We start from the raw sequence: 19,139 nt of genomic DNA on the forward strand, positions 1-19,139 counted from the left end.
CCTCCCTTTTCAGAAAAACGATTTGCCTTTTCTGGTTCTGTCGCCTAACCTAGTAGTTAGGGAATTTATTATCGCCTTTCCCGTTCACAAACCCCAGCAAGCGAAAACATCCATTTAAGATTATGACTAACCCCGTTATTCACGCCTTTTTCCTCGGACGAGCGATCGCTGAAGTGGTCAGTGAACAGCTAGAAGATGCGTTTACCAACGCTTTAAGCGAATTAGGCAAATTTGATGCCGAACAACGGGAAAACCTGCGGCAATTCGTCGAAGAAGTGCAAATGAGAGCCGAGCGAGCCATGGAAAAGGGAGTATATACTGGTACAGACTCCAGTAGTTCCTCCAGTGCCGATGTGCAGGAAAACATCGACGAAATGCGGGCTGAAATCGCCCAATTGCGCTCGGAACTAAAAAACTACCGAAATTAACCAAAAACCCTCTTTTAGTCGCTTTAAAGCCCCAAAAATTGCGTGTCAGCCCTTCTACCCGTCCCCGTTACCCTAGAGTTAAACCCAGCAATGCCGGCCCTTCAAGTCGCCAAAAATAGCTATCGTTGGAATCAAGAAAACTATTCCATCAATCGTCGTCGTCTAGATATTTGGCGATTCGTTCTGACTGTACTTTATCAATTCTGGCTCAACGGTAAAAAATGGAGCTATAACGGCAGCTATAGCGAGGAAAAACTCGCCAGCAGACGCAGAAAACAAGCCGCTTGGATTCGGGAAACCATGCTAGAATTGGGACCGACTTTTATTAAAGTCGGTCAACTGTTCTCCACCCGGGCCGATCTTTTTCCCCTCGAATATGTGGAAGAACTCTCGAAACTACAGGATCAGGTTCCCGCATTTACCTACGAACAGGCCAGCAAAATTATCGAGGTATCCCTCGGTAAACCCCTCAATCAACTCTTTAAAAGCTTTGATCCTATTCCCCTGGCAGCCGCTAGTTTAGGGCAAGTTCACCGGGCCCAACTGAAGAGCGGGGAAGATGTGGTGGTCAAAGTCCAACGGCCCGGATTAAAAAAATTATTTAGTATCGATCTGACCATCCTAAAAAAAATCGCCCAATACTTCCAAAATCATCCCAAATGGGGTAAAGGTCGCGATTGGACGGGTATTTATGAAGAATGCTGTAAAATCCTCTGGGAAGAAACCGATTATCTCAATGAAGGTCGTAACGCTGACACTTTTCGCCGTAATTTTCGCGGGGAAGATTGGGTGAAAGTACCGAAAGTCTATTGGCGCTACACCGCTCCCCGGGTTTTAACCCTAGAATACCTCCCCGGCATCAAAATCAGTCATTATGAAGCCCTAGAAGCGGCCGGACTCGATCGCAAATTGTTGGCTAAACTAGGGGCAAAAGCCTATCTAATTCAACTACTCAATAACGGCTTTTTTCACGCAGATCCTCACCCTGGCAATATTGCCGTTGATAGTGATGGCTCCCTAATTTTCTACGATTTCGGCATGATGGGACAAATTAAAACCAACGTGCGCGAAAAATTAATGCAGACTCTCTTGGGAATTGCCCAAAAAGATGCCGATCGCGTGGTCACTTCTCTGGTGGATTTAGGAGCATTAACTGCTAATGGTGATATGGGAGCAGTGCGGCGATCGATCCAGTATATGCTCGATAACTTCATGGATAAACCCTTTGAGGAGCAATCCGTGGCCTCTATCAGCGATGATCTCTATGAAATCGCCTACGATCAGCCTTTTCGCTTTCCCGCTACCTTTACCTTCGTCATGCGAGCATTTTCTACCCTAGAAGGGGTAGGCAAAGGACTCGATCCCGAATTTAACTTTATGGAAGTGGCCCAACCTTTTGCCCTGCAATTAGTAAATGATATGACAGGAAATAATGGCAGTAATATCCTCGATGAGTTAGGACGACAAGCAGCCCAAGTGAGCAGCACCGCCCTGAGTTTACCCCGACGCATCGATGATACGATCGAAAAATTAGAACGGGGTGATATCCGTGTCCGGGTACGTTCCAGCGAATCCGATCGACTTTTGCGGCGATTGGGTATGATTCAAATGGGAACTAACTACACTTTACTGATCAGTGCTTTGCTGATCTCAGCGACGCTTCTATTCGTCAGTGGTTTTGGTTGGTTAACTCTAATACCGATGGCGATTTCCCTGCTGCCGGGGATAGCTCTTGTGAGACTTTGGCGAAAAATTGAACGTCAGGATCGTATGATGTAATTGATTGCGGGATAATAAATATTGTGTTAGCACCAAAAATTTCCATGAACAATCTTTCTTTTGGAGGAATGACTGATCCAGGTGTAGTGCGATCGGTTAATCAGGATAGTTATTATATTGACCCCGAGCAGCGCTTTTTTATCGTTGCTGATGGTATGGGAGGTCATGCGGGGGGCCAGGAAGCTAGTCAAATCGCCACTGAAACTATCCAAGCTCATCTAGAAGAACACTGGAATTCGCCCCTGACTGCTGGAGAATTGCTACAGGAGGCAATTACCGTCGCTAACGAGAAGATTATTGAAGATCAACTGAAAAATCCCGAAAGACAGGACATGGGGACAACTCTAGTCATGGCTATCGTCCGAGATGATGGCTCTTGGTACACCCATATTGGTGATTCCCGTCTCTATCGCTTTCGTGAGCAAAAATTAGAACAGGTGACGGAGGATCATACTTGGATAGCTAGGGCGATCAAAATGGGTGATCTGTCCAAAGAAGAGGCGAAAAACCACCCTTGGCGACATATTTTATTTCAATGTCTTGGTCGTCGCGATTTGCCCCCAGTGACGGTATCTCCCCTCGATCTGCAATCCGGTGATAGTTTAATTCTCTGTAGTGATGGTTTGACGGAAGAACTGTCCGACCAGGAAATTAGCGATTATTTGCAAACTGGTGCTGATTGTCAGGAAATTGTCAAGAATTTAGTGGCAGCGGCCAAAGAAGCCGGCGGTTCTGATAATATCACCGTGGTCATGGTAACGCAGAATTGAGAGGAAATAGCGATCGCTGATCGCTAAACTTGCACTTCTACTCGATCGCTCCTGCTTGTTGTAATAAAGAAACGATCGCCTGATGGTGATTAAATTTAGCTAACATTAAAGCAGTCATTCCCCCTTGATTTTTCTGATTTAAGTTCACCTTTCCCCCGTCTAACAAAACTTTAACCGTGTCGAGACAACCGTGATAACTGGCCCACATTAACGGGGAAGCACCGCTAAAATCGAGTTTATTGACATCAGCGCCGATATCGATTAACCAGCGCACCAATTGACTATTATTGCCCTCACAAGCTTTCATGAGGACGGTTTTGCCATCGGGATAAACGGCGTTGGCATTGGCCCCGTAGTCGAGGAGATAACGGCAGATTTTCGTAAATTGGCGCTGTAGAGCCAAAGTTAATGGTGTTTCTCCCTGCTGAGTTAGGTTAGGCTCCGCTCCCTGTTTTAACAATTCTAAAACGATCGCTTCGTATCCCTGCACTGTGGCGATGAGCAAGGGTGTATCCCCAAAATGGTTGCGGTGATTGACAAAAGCACCGGCTTGTAGTAGGGCCTGAACGATCTCTAAATGTCCTTCGATCGTGGCTAAATGCAGGGCCGTTTCTCCGGCCTGATTTTGATTGTCAACACTGGCCCCCTGAGCGAGTAAAAGTCGGACAATATCGAAATATCCCTCAGCAGCGGCGAGCATCAGGGCAGTTTCTCCCTCCTCCGTGCTGATATTCGGATTTGCTCCCGCTTGCAGTAAAGTTTGCACGCTGCCGAGATTTCCCCTCTCTACAGCCAAAATGAGGGGAGTTTCCCCGGATAAAGTGGGAGCATCGAGGGGCATACCACGGTTAATAAACAATTGGAGGATTTCTGGACGATTAGCGTTGAGAGCCTCTAACCAAGCTTCTTGACGGATTTCTTCATCTACACCACTATCGAGCAGTAAACCGACAATTGCATCGTAATTTTGGCTAATTGCTACAGATAAAGCCGTATCTCCATCCCGATCGCGCATATTGACCCGAGCGCCGGCGGTTAATAACTGTTCTGCGATCGCTGTATAACCCTTATAAGTGGCGATCATTAGTGCTGGTGTACCATCTTGATTAACCTGATTGACATTAGCACCGGCGGCGATTAATTGAGCGAGGATTTCACTGTGATTGAGGGCAGCCGCTAACATGAGAGGGCTTAAACCTTGAGGTTGTTTACTTTTGTTGATATCTGCCCCAAATTCTCGCAAAATTGCCACAATTTCCCGATGACCCCCCTGCACGGCATAGATTAAAGCCGTCGTATTTTGGCCATCGGTGGCGTTGACATTTGCCCCCTGACTCAGTAAAGCTTGAACCCGCGCCAGATTGCCCTGACGTGCCGCTTGTATTAACAAGATATCCCAATTAGAAGCCATTAACAGTGACCGATCGGCAGAAAGTATTTTTTCTATTATCGATCGTTATAGGCGGGTAAACGGACAGAAAAGCTACTACCCCGTTCTAATTCTGAGGTAAGGTAATTCTACTAGCTGTGGTACTTAGGGTTTGCTGAAAAAGTTTTTCCTGGGGGTAGGAGTCAGGAGTCAGGAGTCAGTAGCCGGTCGTTTCAGGCTTTGTTGCCCTTGTTTTTTGTACCAATTGATGTACTACAAGAAGGATAATGCAAGGTTTTTGAAAGTCCCAATCCTATTTTCGCAGCATGAACATCGGATTTTAACAGGTCAAAAGCCTTATTTTAAAAGGGTTTTACCATTATTCAGTAAGCCCTACTTAAGTGTTCTGATAATTAGAATAGCGATCGTAATATATTCGATATGCTATAATCTTGAGCAGTTTCGTTAGGAGTTAAATCCATGCTAGTTTTAGCCGGTGATATTGGTGGCACTAACACCAGGTTGTGTTTGGTAGAAACGGACGGAAAAAATGAATCAACCCTCCGGGAAGAAATTTATCCGAGCGGCAATGAGGGTTTAGTTCCTTTAGTGCGACAATTCCTGGGTGATGAGTCTAATGTTTATAAGGCTTGTTTTGCCTTGGCTGGCCCTGTTCTGAACAACAAATGTAAAATCACTAATTTACCTTGGCCAGAATTAGATGCGGCCCGGTTACAAGAAGAATTGAACATTGCTAAAGTGAGTCTTATTAATGATTTTGTAGCAATTGGCTACAATATTGTCTTAGAAAAAAATAAATCTTTAGTTACTTTACAGGAAGGTGAATTTTTGCCTGATGCGCCGATCGCTATTATTGGGGCGGGTACGGGTCTGGGAAAGGCGTTTGCAGTTCCTGAAGGTGATAGCTATCGAGTGTTTCCAACGGAAGGAGGCCACGAAAGTTTTGCTCCTGATAATTTGTTAGCTCAGGAGTTATTAGCATATCTTCGGGCCGACGGCAAGGTTGATGTGGAACGGGTGGTTTCTGGCCCAGGAATTGTTGATATTTTTCGTTTTTTGCAGGATCGCAAGTTTGCTTCTGAAGATGCGGGTGATTTTTTAAGTCAACCTGATCCTGGGGCGGCGATCGCTAAAGGAGCAGCAGCAGGTCATTTTCTTTGTCAGCAAACAATGGCAATTTTTGTGGAAGCTTTTGGGGCCGCCGCAGGGGATATGGCGGTGAGTTTTTTACCGTTTGGCGGTTTATATATTGCGGGGGGAATTGCAGCCCAAAATATTGAATTGATGCAAAATGGCAGTTTTATTAAGGCATTTACAGATAAGGCACGGGTTAATCCTGTTTTGCTAGAAAAAGTTCCTGTCCATATTGTCTTAAATACCCTAGAGGGATTAAGAGGTGCAGTAAAATACGCTGCTACAAAAATGTAGAAGCATAGGATAGACAATTCTAGAAGTTGTCTTGATTGTGAGGGTATTCAATGCCCTTTTTGTTGATTTGCCCTCATAATTGCAAATCTACCATTAGTTACAAAACCCGCCTCAATAGCGTGTCGAGCTGCCCCCCACATGACAATGCTGTGATCTTGAAAAACTTTAACGGAAATGCCTTCGTTATAAGCTTTGAAATTTCCCTCTTTATCAATAAAGGCATTGATAAATTTGCCTTCTTTCAAGATTTCAATGGGAATATCAATACCGCCAATATAAACTCCGCCACTGGCTTTATAGGTAAGAGCCAAATTCCCTGCTTGCGCTCCCCAAATAGAGATAAAAAAATCCAAAACTTCTTTACATAATGGATTCCCTTCCTGGGCAGCTTGAATGATAGCATCAGCATCATTGATATTTGGCTGATTTTCCCATTCAGAAAGACTTTGAAAAAAATGATAAATTCTGGTTAAACCAGGAGCAGAAAGAACATACTCATAACTAACGGGACTATTATCCCCCTGCTCTTGTTTCAGTTCTTTCAGAAATTGTAAAAGTTCCCAATCTTTATCTATTCTAGCACCGAAGTCCGCATGACCACCTTCCGAGGAGATTGGTTTTAACCCTTTTTTTTCATCATGGCTATACCATAATGCTTGACCTAAACCTCCACTCACTAGCATTAATACTCGGCGATCTTCAGGATTTGGGTGAGATTTACCAGGATAAAGTTCTTTTAGCTGCTCTTCTCCATTTCCCAAAAAAATACCATAGCCAATTGCTTCCATATCATTGATAAAAGAGACAGGAACATTGTTATAGGGAAGTTTTTGTCTGAAGTCATGCTCTGTAAAAGTTGCTTTAAATTCCTTGCGATCAACTCTAGCCTCGCCATGATCAACAGGTCCTGCTATACCAAAACAAGCACCATAAATATCTTCATTATCACTATATTGCCCATAATAATATTGCTCTAAAAATGTCTCTATCATGTTTTCCAAGCCTTGAGCATAATCCTTAGTTGTATAAGTTTCATGGGCAATTAAGGCATCCAGCATCACTTTTTTTTGAGAGTCATCTTTTTTGTGAGTAAAAAGACCGAATTCGCTTTTATCACCTGCAATTTTGCCAGCGAGAATGACCATAAAATTGACTCCTTTATAGTAAATATATCTAAATGAAAACAGCAACCAAAAAAAGACTAAAAACCTAATTCTTCTAGCTCATTTTTAATCTCCTTAATTTTTGCTTGTGAGCGTGTTACAACCAGTCCTAAATTAATTCCATCAGGAGCGATAAAGCAAATAGCAAAAGGTGTTGTTAGTTCGACAAAATAAACCATCATCGTTCCCCCCGCCAATTTAAAAATTGAGTATGTGAGATTGCCAAAGGCAGTTACCTTGCCAAAATTATCTAAAGCTTCTTGAATCTTGCTGAGGGATTCAAATCCTTCAATTGCTTCTCCTACTGCATCACCACCGTCTGCAAAAAGAGCACGATAAAGCTCTGGATCATCAGATTTGAGTCGTTTATTGTGATACAGTGGTAGTCCATTCTCTAGATTAAAAATAAGGATTGATTTTAGGTGTCCTTTTGAGGTGGTAACAGTCTCGTCCAGAAGAACATCAAGTTTTTCTTGTTCGGGTCGTTGTTGTGTCATAAGAGAGATTCTCGCAATTTTAGTCTTGAGGAAGTTAAATACTAATTCCTGAAAATCATTTTCGTTTAAATTTTGATATTTGTCAAGTATTTTTCCGCATTCTTTTAGGGGTTCTTGGATTTGAGATTGGTCTATTTCCCCAAGACAGTATTGGTCGAAGGTAATAAAAATTCTTTGTTCTCTCTCAGGGTAAGAGCTATGGGGAGCAAGAGCAAAGTCAAATAGTTCTTGATAACTCCAGTTTTTGATCTGCGATCTAACAAGAAATTCTAGGTATTTACGGATATTTTCGACAGGAATATCAGACTCATTTACCCATTCTAAAAGCTTTTTTAAGGCAGCAGTTTGAGAGGTTGTCCATTGTAAAATCTCTCGGAGTAGAAAGTCAGAGTAGTTATTTTTCCCTTGTAATGATGGTCGAGAAGTTTTGATCAATAAAACAGCTTCAGATTGAACAGAAGGTGAAGCTGTTGTCCAGACTTCCGCCACTAAACTGGTCATTACAAATTCAATCTCTCCTTCCTCTAATTTAGGTGTGGGCTTTTTTCCTAGCCATTCTAGGGCCAGTTTTAGATCATTATTTTGTAATAAATAAGATGATTCTTGACGATCCGAATGTTGCCAATCTCGAAAAGCTTTTGTATAGGGACGGAGTCCCGCCATGACTTCCTTGATCCAGTTTTGATCTAGAATTTTTTCATAAATCTTGTTGAGTATTCTTAAATTATGCTCCTTATCTAGAATTATAAAACACATATCTTTTAGTTTACGATGTTGTGGATTTTTTTCATCGAAGAGAATCGGCTCGTTTTGAGTAATTTTTTCAAAGAGAGAAATTAACTCAAAACTGTCGTCCTGATTTAAAAATTGGTCTCGATCTTGGGGAAATAGATCATATTCTTTAAAATAATTTAGGTTTTCCTCAACCAATCTTCTGAAAGAGTCTCCTATTCCCAAGCTACTATCCTTTTCCGCAAGTTGCAAAATTCTGTTATTAAAATCATCAAAACCACTTGTCCAATCATTCATAGAATCAACTATTAATTTATAATTATACATTCCAGGGAAAGCTTTTTGTATAGCTTCCCAGAAATTACTCGACTGATCAATAAAATCAGTTTCATCTTTGTCAATACGATGTCCGTCATTTTGCTCAAATTGCTTTCGCCATTGTTTAGCATCTTCACATTTTTTCCCATGAAGGAGATGCAATTGTTTTTTTCTTTTATCTTCATGTTTCCATAAATCAAGTTCATTTGAAAATAATCGAATTTTACGCTTTTCAGCTTTAACCCAATTTCTGTCAAATACACTTGTGTATATAGGATTATAAGGTTTTAATATATTTTCTTGTTGTAAAACTAATCCAGAAAGCTTTAACTCAATTTCTTCTTGACTATTATCTGCATTTAAAGACTGATTTTCAAGGATTTTTTCGTATAAATCGAGTGAACGGAAAGCGAGTGGTTTATATTTGTTTTCATCAAAACGTTGTTGGATTGTTTTTAAATGTGCGGGTTCATCTTGAATAGACCAATTATTAATAACTTTTAAATTTACAACTTCTTCAACCGTATTAAATGAGTTATTTTTACGTTCTTTCACTATAAGGTCGCAAAGCTTTTGAGTTAGGAAAGGTTGCCCTCCAGTCTGATTAAGAATTTCCTGAAGTATATTTATATCTTCTAAGCCACCATTCAATAATGGTTTCATCATTTCAAATGACTTCCCATTGGCCAGATCAGTTGGAAACGGACTTAGAGTGATGGCAGTTCCAAGATTAAAAGGTGTTCTATCTCCATCCTCAATCAACCTATTGGGTGATGCCACTCCCATAAGACAAAAAGTTAATCTTTCGTACTGTTTCTTGCTTGTTCTGTCTTCGTGACAGCCGCGAATAAATCCAAAAAAATCATCAACAGAAAAAGGCAGATGTATAGCAGAGTCAATTTCATCAATAAAAAAAACAATATTTCCCTTGATGTTATTTAATAAACATCCTTCAAGAAAATCCTCATATTTGCCAAGATTGGAGCCAGAACGGGCTTCCCACCATTCTTTTAACTTGCTTGACACTTCATCCAATTTTGTATCTTTATTTAGTAGGTCTATCTCATAATTTTGTATAAAATTCTTAATACAATTTGCAATTTGATCTTGATACCACTCCTCAGCACTTTTCGCAGATTTCCCTAGTTTACTCATGTCATAGTTAAAGTAGTAAATATTATCTTTTTTCAGTCGTTTCATTATCTGTACACGTAAACTCGATTTTCCTGTTTGCCTAGATTCCAAAACATAGCAAAATTTTCCATGTTTCAATGCGTCAAATAATTGATCATCTGCATCTCGTTTAACATAGGTAGGAGACTCCTCTAATAAAGCACCACTATAAGAATAAAGATTAGTCATATTAAGTGATTCCTTGTTGTGTGATAGCTTTGCTTATGAAGTCGTATAAATCCTTACTGAGCAAGACTTTTAGGGCTATTTTGCGGAAGAAACTATCAGTATAGACCTCGTTTCCACACGAAAACCAGAACAAAAACCAGAAGAGTCGATTTAAACCAAATTGGTTGGAAAAGTATTTAAGATATAGATCACAGCTTGAAATATAGTCATTACCCAATGGCTTAATTATTCCTAAGTTGCGTAGTACAAAGGATGATCTATTGTCCTCTAATTGTATAGGGCCTTGAGTCAATACTCTCTTGTAATCTTCTATTAAACTTTGACTTTGACTTTGTTTTTCTAAAGTAGTTAGTATTAAGCTAAGATGGTCACGAAAAATACCTTCCTCGGTAGGAGCTTTTGCCAAGAAACTTTTCATTGTTTCTGGGCAATAGTTTAAATGCAAAAGAGATTGCTGGATTAATTCAGGATGTCCATTCAAAAATTCAACGAGAGATTTTAAATCTGTATCACTTAATTGTCCTATTAATTGAGGATACTTAATTGATAGTAACTCTTTTGCTTGTTCACTTGTAAAACCCTTTAGCCCTAGGTTGTGATCTACTATTGTTCCCACATTGAAAGGAGATTGATTGACAGGAAAATCAGGAATCTTTGCTGTTGAATAAGCTATCATTATTCGTAGCTTTCTCCAATTTCTGCCTACATTATCATTTGATTTTGCTTGCTCATGACAGAACCTTAAAAAAGAACCAATCTCTACACAGTCTCCTTCTGTTAAAAATAAAACTTCAAAGCTATCTAGTGCTAGAATTAAATTGTTTGTCATCCGCTCTAATAGAAATGTTAAACAGTCTTCGTTAATACTATTTCTAGAACAATGGATGTTTAAAATATCAGAAAGCTCCGAACACAGATGTGACAAAAAATTATCTTTGGTTTTAGGTGAACTCGGATATTTGAAATCAATTTTGATAGTTTTATAGTTTCCTTCTCTAGCCAAAGCTAATGTACGATTGACTAACATAGTTTTTCCCATTCTTGTTGGGGCTGTAATCCGAAGCAAGCATATAGCTTCGTCAATTTGCTCACGACAAAACTTCTCAAGAGGTGGACGTTCTATGTATCTTTGATCACTACCTTCGCTACTGGCTAAACCCATTTGATTTAAACCTGAACTCGATTGTGGCTCAGATGAGTTCCTTCCGTTAAAGTTAATATTTACAATCTTAGCGTTGACATTTCCCGCAACACCATAATGATCACCTTGTATGTTTACATTGTTGTTTTCGTTCATAGTCGCATTGCTAACAGTAAATATTTCAATGAATAAAAACGTTTATTGCGAGGTACAGATTGTGAGTCAGTTCGGTTATTGTATTTGACTTTTACCCAAACGTAATATGGGTATCACCTTTTTCTGTGTGAACATTTCCAAGTATCCCCTGAAAATTACCACCGACAGTTACGTAAGGAGAACCACCTTGAATAACAGATTCAGAGTTTAAAGTATCAATTAATGTCTCTGCTGCTCGCAAAATCTCGGTGTCTCTTTCAACACTAAACTCAGTGATTTTGGTTTTTAGTAGTCCCTCTGCTTTGTCAATATCTTCAGGTTTCGCATCAACTACTGCCTGAGCCAAGGCATCACCCTCAAATTTTTTCTTCAACAAATGTTTCAACCCATTATAGGCATCCTTAACCGCCGTACCAGCCGTATCCTTCGCTGCCGCAGTCGCACCTGCCGCCAATGCTGTCAAAATAAGAGCTATGGGTTCCATTGCATTAACACCTCGACTTAACAAACGCTATTTTGAGTTATGGGTTTCAGTATAGCAAAATTGGGCAGTTCAGCAATTCCCCCTTGAAATACAGTTCTTCTCCAGAGCAACTGATCTTTACACCGGTTGCTTTATTACTTTGGCACAGCCAATTTCCTATTCGATAAACTTTTTGATCGCTGTGGACGAATCTGGTTAGAAGCGGGTAAATTTAGCTAATATAAACAAAATTTGGGAGCATCTCACCTTTGTAACCTTTAAATCAGGTTTTTATGTCAAGCTATTTTGAAAGCCTTGCTAGAAAACAGTTTTAGTGACAAGTATAACTACTAACCTGCATAAATGAGATGCTCCCCAAAATTTTGCCCGAAAAGGAGTTATAGATTTAGCTAAACAGGTTTTATTACTGTAACTGATGACCACAGCTACTACAAAAGCGATCGGTTGCCGCTACTTTTGCCCCGCATTGACTACAAAATCGCGTTTTACTGACGGTTTTTGCGTCTCCCATACTCATTTTCATATCTCCCATCTCCATTTCCATGGGGGCAAAATTCATCGACATATTACCCATTTTCATCGGTTGCATCGGTTGCATCGGTTGCATTGGTTGCATCGGTTGCATCGGTGAGGAGGAGAAACTGGTAGCGGTTGTCGATTGAGAGGACTGAGAAACTCCAGAGGTATGAGGAGAGGAAAAACCGATACTGCTTCCTTGAATTTGGATTCTGTGGGGTCCGGTTTCAGTGATAATTTCAATAATTGCCCCTTGGGGAATTATCTCTATTTGGGGTTCTTTTGTCCAAACTCCCGTAGCAAAACTACTGCTAGACTGCTGTTGTTGTCCCACTGCACCACTAGCGAGGGTTACAATCGTCTGCAGCCCTTGATTATCGAGATAGAGACGTTGTCCTGTGGGTAATTCACTATAAATAGCCATATTTTTGACAGTGAAAAGTAAAAAGTAAAAACCTAGTTCACACCCCTAGGATCCAGTCTAGCGAGGATAGAAATATCAGAGGATTTTCTTAAGAATTTTATCGACAAAAAAAGGGTGGTTTAACCCACCCTCACCATGTCTCAAGAAAACAAACTTTTTAACGGACGCTACCGGCTAATTTATCGACCCGAATCGGTTTCATCAGGTACAATTTGAGGAATTGCCAAGCGTTAGAGGCGAAGATAGGCAATTTCTTCAGGAATTTAACTGGTGCGGCACTGTTTTCGCTATCGATCGCCCGTAATCCCTCGTTATTGCGAACACAAATTTCTAGGCGATCATAAAATTCAGGACTATCCACATCAAGAACAATCGGGAAGACGCGGCCGGCGGTTTCATTGGTCTTCTCGATTACATACTTATCGTACTCGCGAGCGTCCAAACCGAGAATGGCGTAGAAACCAGAACGCTGAGTATCATTGAGATACATCGTAGCGAAGACCGAAAGCAGGAAGAAACGACACCAGAGACGAGCGCGCCAATCATTAAGAATATCAGGCTGCGCACGCATGATCGCATCGAAGAAGTCCCCGTGACGGTTTTCGTCTTGACACCAATTCTCGAAGAAGTTAAAAATCGGATAAACCCGATCTTCGGGATGTTGTTCGAGATGACGATAAATGGTGATATAGCGCCAATAACCGATTTTTTCGGAAAGATAGGTGGCGTAGAAGATAAATTTCGGTTTAAAGAAGGTGTAGTTACGGCTTTTGGTTAAAAATCCCAAGTCAAGGGAGAGGTTAAAATCCGATAAAGCCTTATTAAGGAACCCAGCGTGACGCGCTTCGTCCCGGGACATGAGGTTAAAGCATTCCGCGAGGACGGGATTTCTGTTTTTTAAACGTCTGCCGAGTTCTTTGTAGAGAAGAAAGCCGGAAAATTCGGCCGTGCAGGATCTTTCCAGAAATTCCACGAATAAGCGGCGAGTTTCGCCATCAATATGCTCCCAAGAGCGATCGAATTCTTGATTGCGAACGAAGTGATGCCGGTTATAATCGGTACGGAATTCCTCTAAAATCGCTTTCAGTTCTTCCTCGTTAGCGGCGATCGACATTTCCGCCATCGCTTCAAAATCAGTGGTGTAGAAGCGGGGAGTGAGGATCGTTTCTTTAGCGGGAACTTTTATACCCGGACGGATTTCCTCGAATTCTGGTTTTTGGATCGTGCTGACCATAGGGATTATTGATTTTACTCTGGGATGATGATTGAGACGAGTAAAGGCTCTGAGATGATAATGACCAGCCGTGAAAAAACGGCTAGGATTCACTATAGCAAGCTCTCAGCCCTAGACTCCCTTCCTGTTCATTAAAAGTTACAACTCTTAATTAAGCTGTGTGAACAAACGCGGATTTTTCCCCAGGAGTCTTGACAAATGTTCGGGGGTGTGGGGTTTGTTTAGTGATTGGTAAACAGTCATGGCTCTCTTATTCTTTGTGTGATCAGTTTAACTTATATAGTAGTGATCGATCTTTGTGTCCTCTGTGTCTTTGTGGTTCCTTCCACCCCTCGCTAGGAGGAATGTATCTTAGAATACATTTTACCCACCAAATCCAAGAGAGCCTTTAAACCTCTAGCTTGATCATGACTTTTCTGATAAATATCTTTTTCTGGCTTCTGTCTGGCTTACTGAAATATCAGTCTAGCACCGAACAAAATCCTCCCCCTAGTTCACCTCTATTCCCCTGTCCTAATTGTGGTTCTCATTATATGATTAAGAATGGTTCTATTCATAATGGAAAACCCAAACGTCAATGTAAAGAGTGTGGTCAACCGTTTGTGATCAATCCCACTAATAAAACCGTCTCTGACGAAACCAAACAATTAATTGATAAACTCTTGCTCGAACGAATTTTTTTGCGATGAATTGCTAGAGTAACAGGAGTAAGTTGGTCATGGTTACAAAATTATGTCAACAATAAACTGGCGGCTGTCTCCCGTCAAATAACGGTTTTGGACAAACTAAAAGGTAAATTGGTTATAGAATATGATGAGATGTGGTCTTTTGTTTTTTCTCAGACGATAAAGGTTTATATTTGGCGGTTAATTGATAGAAATACAAGGGAAATTATTGGTTGCTATGCGCGGAGATAGGAGTCGTCAATCAGCCAAAAAACTTTGGGGCTAGTTTACCCGGTGTTTACCGACAATGCGCTGTTGCTTACACAGACTTTTGGGAGTCCTATAAGACAGGAATTCCTAGTAAACGTTATCGGGCAGTAGGTAAAGAAACTGGTCAAACTAATCATATTGAAAGATTAAATAATACCTTTCGACAAAGGATTTCTCGGTTGGTGAGAGATAGTCTATCTTTCTCTAAAAAAATGGAGAATCACGTTGGGGAACCCTTTGGTATTTTATCCATGACTACAATGCACAGCAAAGCAAAGGATTAAGCCGCCATCACTACTACCGAATCACCACGAATAATCAGTCTTTAATAACCAGATTTAGTATTATCGCTCTTCCTGGACTTCTGGAAGGGCGATAACCCGAAACTCTCAACCACGGACAAAACCCTTTCAAGTCGATCAATGGCTAGGTGGGGTGAAGAGAATCAAACCCGACAGCAACCCCGAAAATCGTGTCAGAATAGATCAGTGTAGTCACTGATTATCTTTGAGAAAAATATTTATATGTTAGGACGGGACAACTACGATTTAATCATTGTCGGGGGCGGCATAGTCGGAACCACCCTAGCGGTGGCTTTAAAAAATACAGGATTAAATATCGCTATGATCGAGGAACGTCCCCTAGAGGTGGCCGCCTCCCGTCGTCAAGCTTATGCTCTCTCCTTGATGTCCAGCCGGATTTTTACAGGCTTGGGTATCTGGGATAAAATATCGCCCAGTATCGGTAAATTTCGTCATATTCGCCTTTCTGATGCCGATTTTCCGATTTTTGTCCCCTTTGTGGTTGATGAGCTAAAAACCGATTATTTGGGCTATGTGGGCGAACATCAAGTGATTTTAACCGCCCTGCACAATGCCAGCCAAGATTGCGATCGCATTGATTGGTTATCCCCTGCCAAAGTGTTAGAAGTGGAGTACGGAGCAGAAACAGCCACTGTCACCTTGGAAGAAGCTGGTCAAACCCGAAAAATCACCGCAAAATTAGTTATCGGGGCTGATGGAGCCAAATCCGCTATCCGGCAAGGGGCGCAAATTAAAACCAAAGGTTGGAAATATTGGCAATCCTGTGTCGCTTTCACCATTAAACATCAACTCGATCGCAACGATACCGCCTTTGAAAGATTTTGGCCCACCGGTCCGATGGGCATTTTACCGCTCCAGGGTAATCGCTGTCAGATCGTTTGGACAAATCCCCATGAAGAAGCGAAAAAACTGCAAGAAATGCCCGAAGCGGAATTTATCGACAAATTAGAAGCATATACGGGGGGATTACTGGGAAAAATAGCATTAGTTAGCCCCCGCGCTCTCTTTCCCGTACAGTTAATGCAGAGTGATACCTATGTTAAACCCCGACTGGCTTTAATTGGTGATGCCGCCCACTGTTGTCATCCCGTCGGTGGTCAAGGTTTAAATTTAGGCATTCGCGACGCAGCCGCTTTAGCGCAGGTATTAAAGGAAGCAGCGGAAAAGCAAGAGGATATAGGAGCGCTTTCTACCCTAAAATCCTACGAAAAATGGCGTATATCGGAGAATTTAGCGATTTTAGGCTTCACAGATTTTCTAGATCGCCTGTTCTCCAATAATTGGGCGCCCATCGTTCTCATCCGTCGTCTCGGATTGGCAATTATGCGCGGTTTCCCCCCGTTGAAATTGTTTGCCCTGCAATTAATGACGGGATTAAAAGGACGTATTCCCCAATTAGCTAGATAGCTGGCCGCTAATTCCGGGGATGGGGGAGAAAGGAAGAAAAAAAAAGCTTGCAAAATGCCGCGATTATCGCTATGATGGTTAAGGTTCAATATCGGGGCGTAGCGCAGCTTGGTAGCGCACTACTTTGGGGTAGTAGGGGTCGTGGGTTCGAATCCCGCCGCTCCGATTGCAGGAAAACAGAGAGTCAGGTAGGGATGCACCTAATCCCTACTTTGTTCTGTTTACTCGGAATTTTCTTAATTTATCAGCGTTTCTGATCAAGTTAGTTCACCATTAGAATCACTGCTTTAGTCGAAAATGTCTCATCAAATATCAGCTTACGGTTCCTGGAAATCACCGATTACCTCCGATCTAATTGTGGCAGCATCGATTAGTCTTGGTGGTGTAACTGTAGATGGAGAAGATATTTATTGGTTAGAAGGCAGACCACAGGAAAAGGGGCGAAATGTTTTAGTTAAATTAAACCCCGACGGCACAACTACAGACATCACTCCAGTGCCTTTTAATGTGCGAACTCGTGTCCATGAATACGGGGGAGGTTCCTATCTAATTGTTGCCGGAATTATCTATTTTTGTAATTTTGCTGACCAAAGAATTTATCGCCAAACTGCTGATAGTTTACCCCAACCTCTGACCCCAGAAAATTCCTGTCGTTATGCGGATTTAATTCTCGATAAATTTGGCAATCGTTTAATCTGTGTTTGTGAAGATCATAGCCAAAAAGATCGAGAACCAGTTAATAGTATTGTCAGCATCGATGTGGATACAGGAGAAATAAAAACTTTAGTATCAGGCGACGATTTTTATACCTCTCCTCGCTTAAGTGCCGACGGTTCTCGATTAGCTTGGATTAGTTGGAATCATCCTAATATGCCCTGGGATAGTTCTTTTCTCTGGGTGGCCGATATTAATAATCTTTATTTGAGTAATATTCGGGTCATTGCTGGTGGTGAAAATGAGTCAGTATGTGAACCGCGCTGGTCCGCCGATGAACAGTTATATTTTACCAGCGATCGCAATGATTTCTGGAACTTTTATTGCTTTAACCACGATGAACAAATCGAACCAGTTCTCGAACCAATAGAGGCTGAATTTGCCTATCCTCATTGGGTTTTTGGTTTATCTAACTACGGCTTTGCCAGGGAATCACAGATTATTTGTAGCTATACAAAAGATGGTCGTTGGTATTTAGGAAGTATCGATACTGTTAATCGAGAATTTCAAGAAATTATTACTGATGATACTAACATTTCTTCCCTACAAGTTAGCGAGAACAAAATAGTTTTTATTGGCGGTTCTTTCAGGGAAGTAACAGCAGTTATCTCAATGGATTTAACCACAGGAACGAGAGAAATTCTCAAATCTTCTAGTAATTTAACTATTTCTAGCGATTATTTCTCGATTCCAGAAATGCTCGCTTTTCCCACCAGTCAGGGACTAACGGCCTATGCTTGGTATTATCCCCCCAAAAACCCCGATTATACCGCCCCCAATGGCGAATTACCGCCCCTTTTAGTCAAAAGTCACGGTGGACCGACGGCCGCGGCGACCTCTAGTTTAAGTCTGCGGGTGCAATACTGGACCAGTCGCGGTTTTGGCTATCTAGATGTTAATTATGGCGGTAGTACGGGTTATGGTCGTCAATATCGTCAGCGTTTGCTGGGAAATTGGGGAATTGTCGATGTGGAAGACTGCATCAACGGGGCAAAATATTTAGTTAATCAGGGATTAGTCGATGGGGAAAGATTGGCAATTTCTGGAGGCAGCGCCGGTGGTTATACAACTTTAGCGGCCTTAACTTTTCATGATACTTTTAAAGCAGGAGCTAGTTATTACGGAGTTAGTGATTTAGAGGTTTTAGCCACCGATACCCATAAATTCGAGTCGAGATATTTAGATAAATTGGTGGGACGCTATCCTGAAGAAAAGGAAATTTACTATCAGCGATCGCCTATTCATTTTACCAGTCAGTTATCCTGTCCGGTGATCTTTTTCCAAGGTTTAGAAGACCGAGTGGTTCCACCCAATCAAGCGGAAATGATGGTAGAAGCTTTAAAAGCGAAAGGTTTACCCGTTGCTTACGTTCCCTTTGCTGGAGAACAACATGGATTTCGTCAAGCTGAATCGATAAAACGAGCATTAGATGCAGAATTTTATTTTTATTCCCGTCTCTTTGGTTTTACTCCTGCTGATAATTTAGAACCCGTAGAAATTAAGTAATCGTGCAAAGTTAATTTCCTAGGTCAGTAATCGGTGAACAGCAGATCTAGACGTAATATTATCTAAAGACTAAAAGTCTTTTTAGTTAAGAAACTTCCCCGAATAGAAATAATTTTAATTGTCCCATGTTTTTCTTAGAGGATGTTTGAAAAGTCAGGAGACCACCAGGGGTAGTGTAGTGATATATAGCGGTTCTCACACCTGTGTGGCACAGTTAAACCTTTGCTAATTAAGCTTTTTAACATCGATAATATACCTCTTGCGAACAGGAAACGCTATATGCGCTTTTAGGTTTCTGTTATTGAAAAGAGAGGCAATTTTTCGAGGTTGCTTATATTACAATGTTTCATTATACAGCTTTAAATACTTAGATGCTTGAATCTCAAGAGTAAATTCTTGCTCCACTTTTTGCCTTGCCCGAATGCACAATTG

The 19,139-nt window shown here is 41.2% G+C and carries 14 protein-coding genes, 1 tRNA gene and 1 pseudogene; 9 read left to right on the forward strand and 7 right to left on the reverse strand.

Features of this window, described 5'->3' with window-relative positions; genetic code table 11:
- Positions 1 to 122: 122 nt before the first annotated feature.
- The 3 genes from H6G40_RS11305 (at position 123) to H6G40_RS11315 (ending at position 2,977) form a co-directional block, all read left to right on the forward strand.
- Complete coding sequence (locus tag H6G40_RS11305; protein WP_123230795.1) at positions 123 to 428, forward strand: DUF6825 family protein; 306 nt, start codon at positions 123 to 125, stop codon at positions 426 to 428.
- 90 nt (positions 429 to 518) lie between these two features.
- Positions 519 to 2,207: an ABC1 kinase family protein gene (locus H6G40_RS11310; RefSeq protein WP_042790838.1), complete on the forward strand. Its 1,689-nt coding sequence runs from the start codon at positions 519 to 521 to the stop codon at positions 2,205 to 2,207.
- Between the two features lie 44 nt (positions 2,208 to 2,251).
- Positions 2,252 to 2,977 (forward strand): Stp1/IreP family PP2C-type Ser/Thr phosphatase, encoded by a 726-nt coding sequence (locus H6G40_RS11315; protein WP_002774658.1) that lies wholly within the window; start codon positions 2,252 to 2,254, stop codon positions 2,975 to 2,977.
- 37 nt (positions 2,978 to 3,014) lie between these two features.
- Here H6G40_RS11315 and H6G40_RS11320 read toward each other — a convergent pair whose 3' ends face one another.
- The gene (locus tag H6G40_RS11320) at positions 3,015 to 4,388 is read right to left on the reverse strand and encodes an ankyrin repeat domain-containing protein (RefSeq protein ID WP_069474459.1); all 1,374 of its coding nucleotides are present in this window, start codon (positions 4,386 to 4,388) and stop codon (positions 3,015 to 3,017) included.
- A gap of 438 nt (positions 4,389 to 4,826) precedes the next feature.
- On the opposite strand from H6G40_RS11320, the gene glk reads away from it, so the two are divergent.
- The gene (gene glk / locus H6G40_RS11325) at positions 4,827 to 5,795 is read left to right on the forward strand and encodes a glucokinase (protein ID WP_190537687.1); all 969 of its coding nucleotides are present in this window, start codon (positions 4,827 to 4,829) and stop codon (positions 5,793 to 5,795) included.
- 47 nt (positions 5,796 to 5,842) lie between these two features.
- Here the strand turns inward: glk and H6G40_RS11330 are convergent, their stop codons facing one another.
- The 6 genes from H6G40_RS11330 to acsF form a co-directional block, all read right to left on the reverse strand.
- Complete coding sequence (locus H6G40_RS11330) at positions 5,843 to 6,940, reverse strand: glucokinase (protein ID WP_190537690.1); 1,098 nt, start codon at positions 6,938 to 6,940, stop codon at positions 5,843 to 5,845.
- Between the two features lie 56 nt (positions 6,941 to 6,996).
- Positions 6,997 to 9,867 (reverse strand): AAA-like domain-containing protein, encoded by a 2,871-nt coding sequence (locus tag H6G40_RS11335; protein WP_190537691.1) that lies wholly within the window; start codon positions 9,865 to 9,867, stop codon positions 6,997 to 6,999.
- Between the two features lies 1 nt (position 9,868).
- A complete protein-coding gene (locus tag H6G40_RS11340; RefSeq protein WP_190537693.1) occupies positions 9,869 to 11,164 on the reverse strand; it encodes an AAA-like domain-containing protein in 1,296 nt (431 codons plus the stop codon).
- Positions 11,165 to 11,255: 91 nt separating this feature from the next.
- Positions 11,256 to 11,648 carry a hypothetical protein gene (locus H6G40_RS11345; protein ID WP_190537695.1) on the reverse strand — a complete coding sequence of 131 codons (393 nt, stop codon included), beginning with the start codon at positions 11,646 to 11,648 and terminating at the stop codon, positions 11,256 to 11,258.
- Between the two features lie 403 nt (positions 11,649 to 12,051).
- A complete protein-coding gene (locus tag H6G40_RS11350) occupies positions 12,052 to 12,588 on the reverse strand; it encodes a zinc ribbon domain-containing protein (protein WP_002737334.1) in 537 nt (178 codons plus the stop codon).
- A 157-nt stretch (positions 12,589 to 12,745) separates the two neighbouring features.
- Entirely contained in the window at positions 12,746 to 13,822 is a 1,077-nt protein-coding gene (gene acsF, locus H6G40_RS11355) for a magnesium-protoporphyrin IX monomethyl ester (oxidative) cyclase (RefSeq protein WP_002752007.1), read from the reverse strand.
- A 191-nt stretch (positions 13,823 to 14,013) separates the two neighbouring features.
- Here acsF and H6G40_RS24145 point away from each other — a divergent pair, with 191 nt between their 5' ends.
- The 5 genes and pseudogenes from H6G40_RS24145 to H6G40_RS11375 all read left to right on the forward strand — a co-directional run bounded on the left by H6G40_RS24145 (position 14,014) and on the right by H6G40_RS11375 (position 18,707).
- On the forward strand, positions 14,014 to 14,214 hold the full coding sequence (locus H6G40_RS24145; protein WP_141705434.1) for a hypothetical protein: 201 nt from the start codon (positions 14,014 to 14,016) through the stop codon (positions 14,212 to 14,214).
- 141 nt (positions 14,215 to 14,355) lie between these two features.
- Positions 14,356 to 15,022: pseudogene (locus H6G40_RS11360) on the forward strand (IS1 family transposase); the annotation flags it as partial.
- Between the two features lie 259 nt (positions 15,023 to 15,281).
- Positions 15,282 to 16,487 carry an FAD-dependent hydroxylase gene (locus tag H6G40_RS11365; RefSeq protein WP_069474461.1) on the forward strand — a complete coding sequence of 402 codons (1,206 nt, stop codon included), beginning with the start codon at positions 15,282 to 15,284 and terminating at the stop codon, positions 16,485 to 16,487.
- Between the two features lie 92 nt (positions 16,488 to 16,579).
- A tRNA-Pro gene (locus H6G40_RS11370) sits at positions 16,580 to 16,653 on the forward strand.
- Positions 16,654 to 16,784: 131 nt separating this feature from the next.
- Entirely contained in the window at positions 16,785 to 18,707 is a 1,923-nt protein-coding gene (locus H6G40_RS11375) for a S9 family peptidase (protein ID WP_069474462.1), read from the forward strand.
- Positions 18,708 to 19,139 lie beyond the last annotated feature (432 nt).

The organism is Microcystis viridis FACHB-1342 (assembly GCF_014698335.1).
Lineage (GTDB): Bacteria > Cyanobacteriota > Cyanobacteriia > Cyanobacteriales > Microcystaceae > Microcystis > Microcystis ichthyoblabe_A.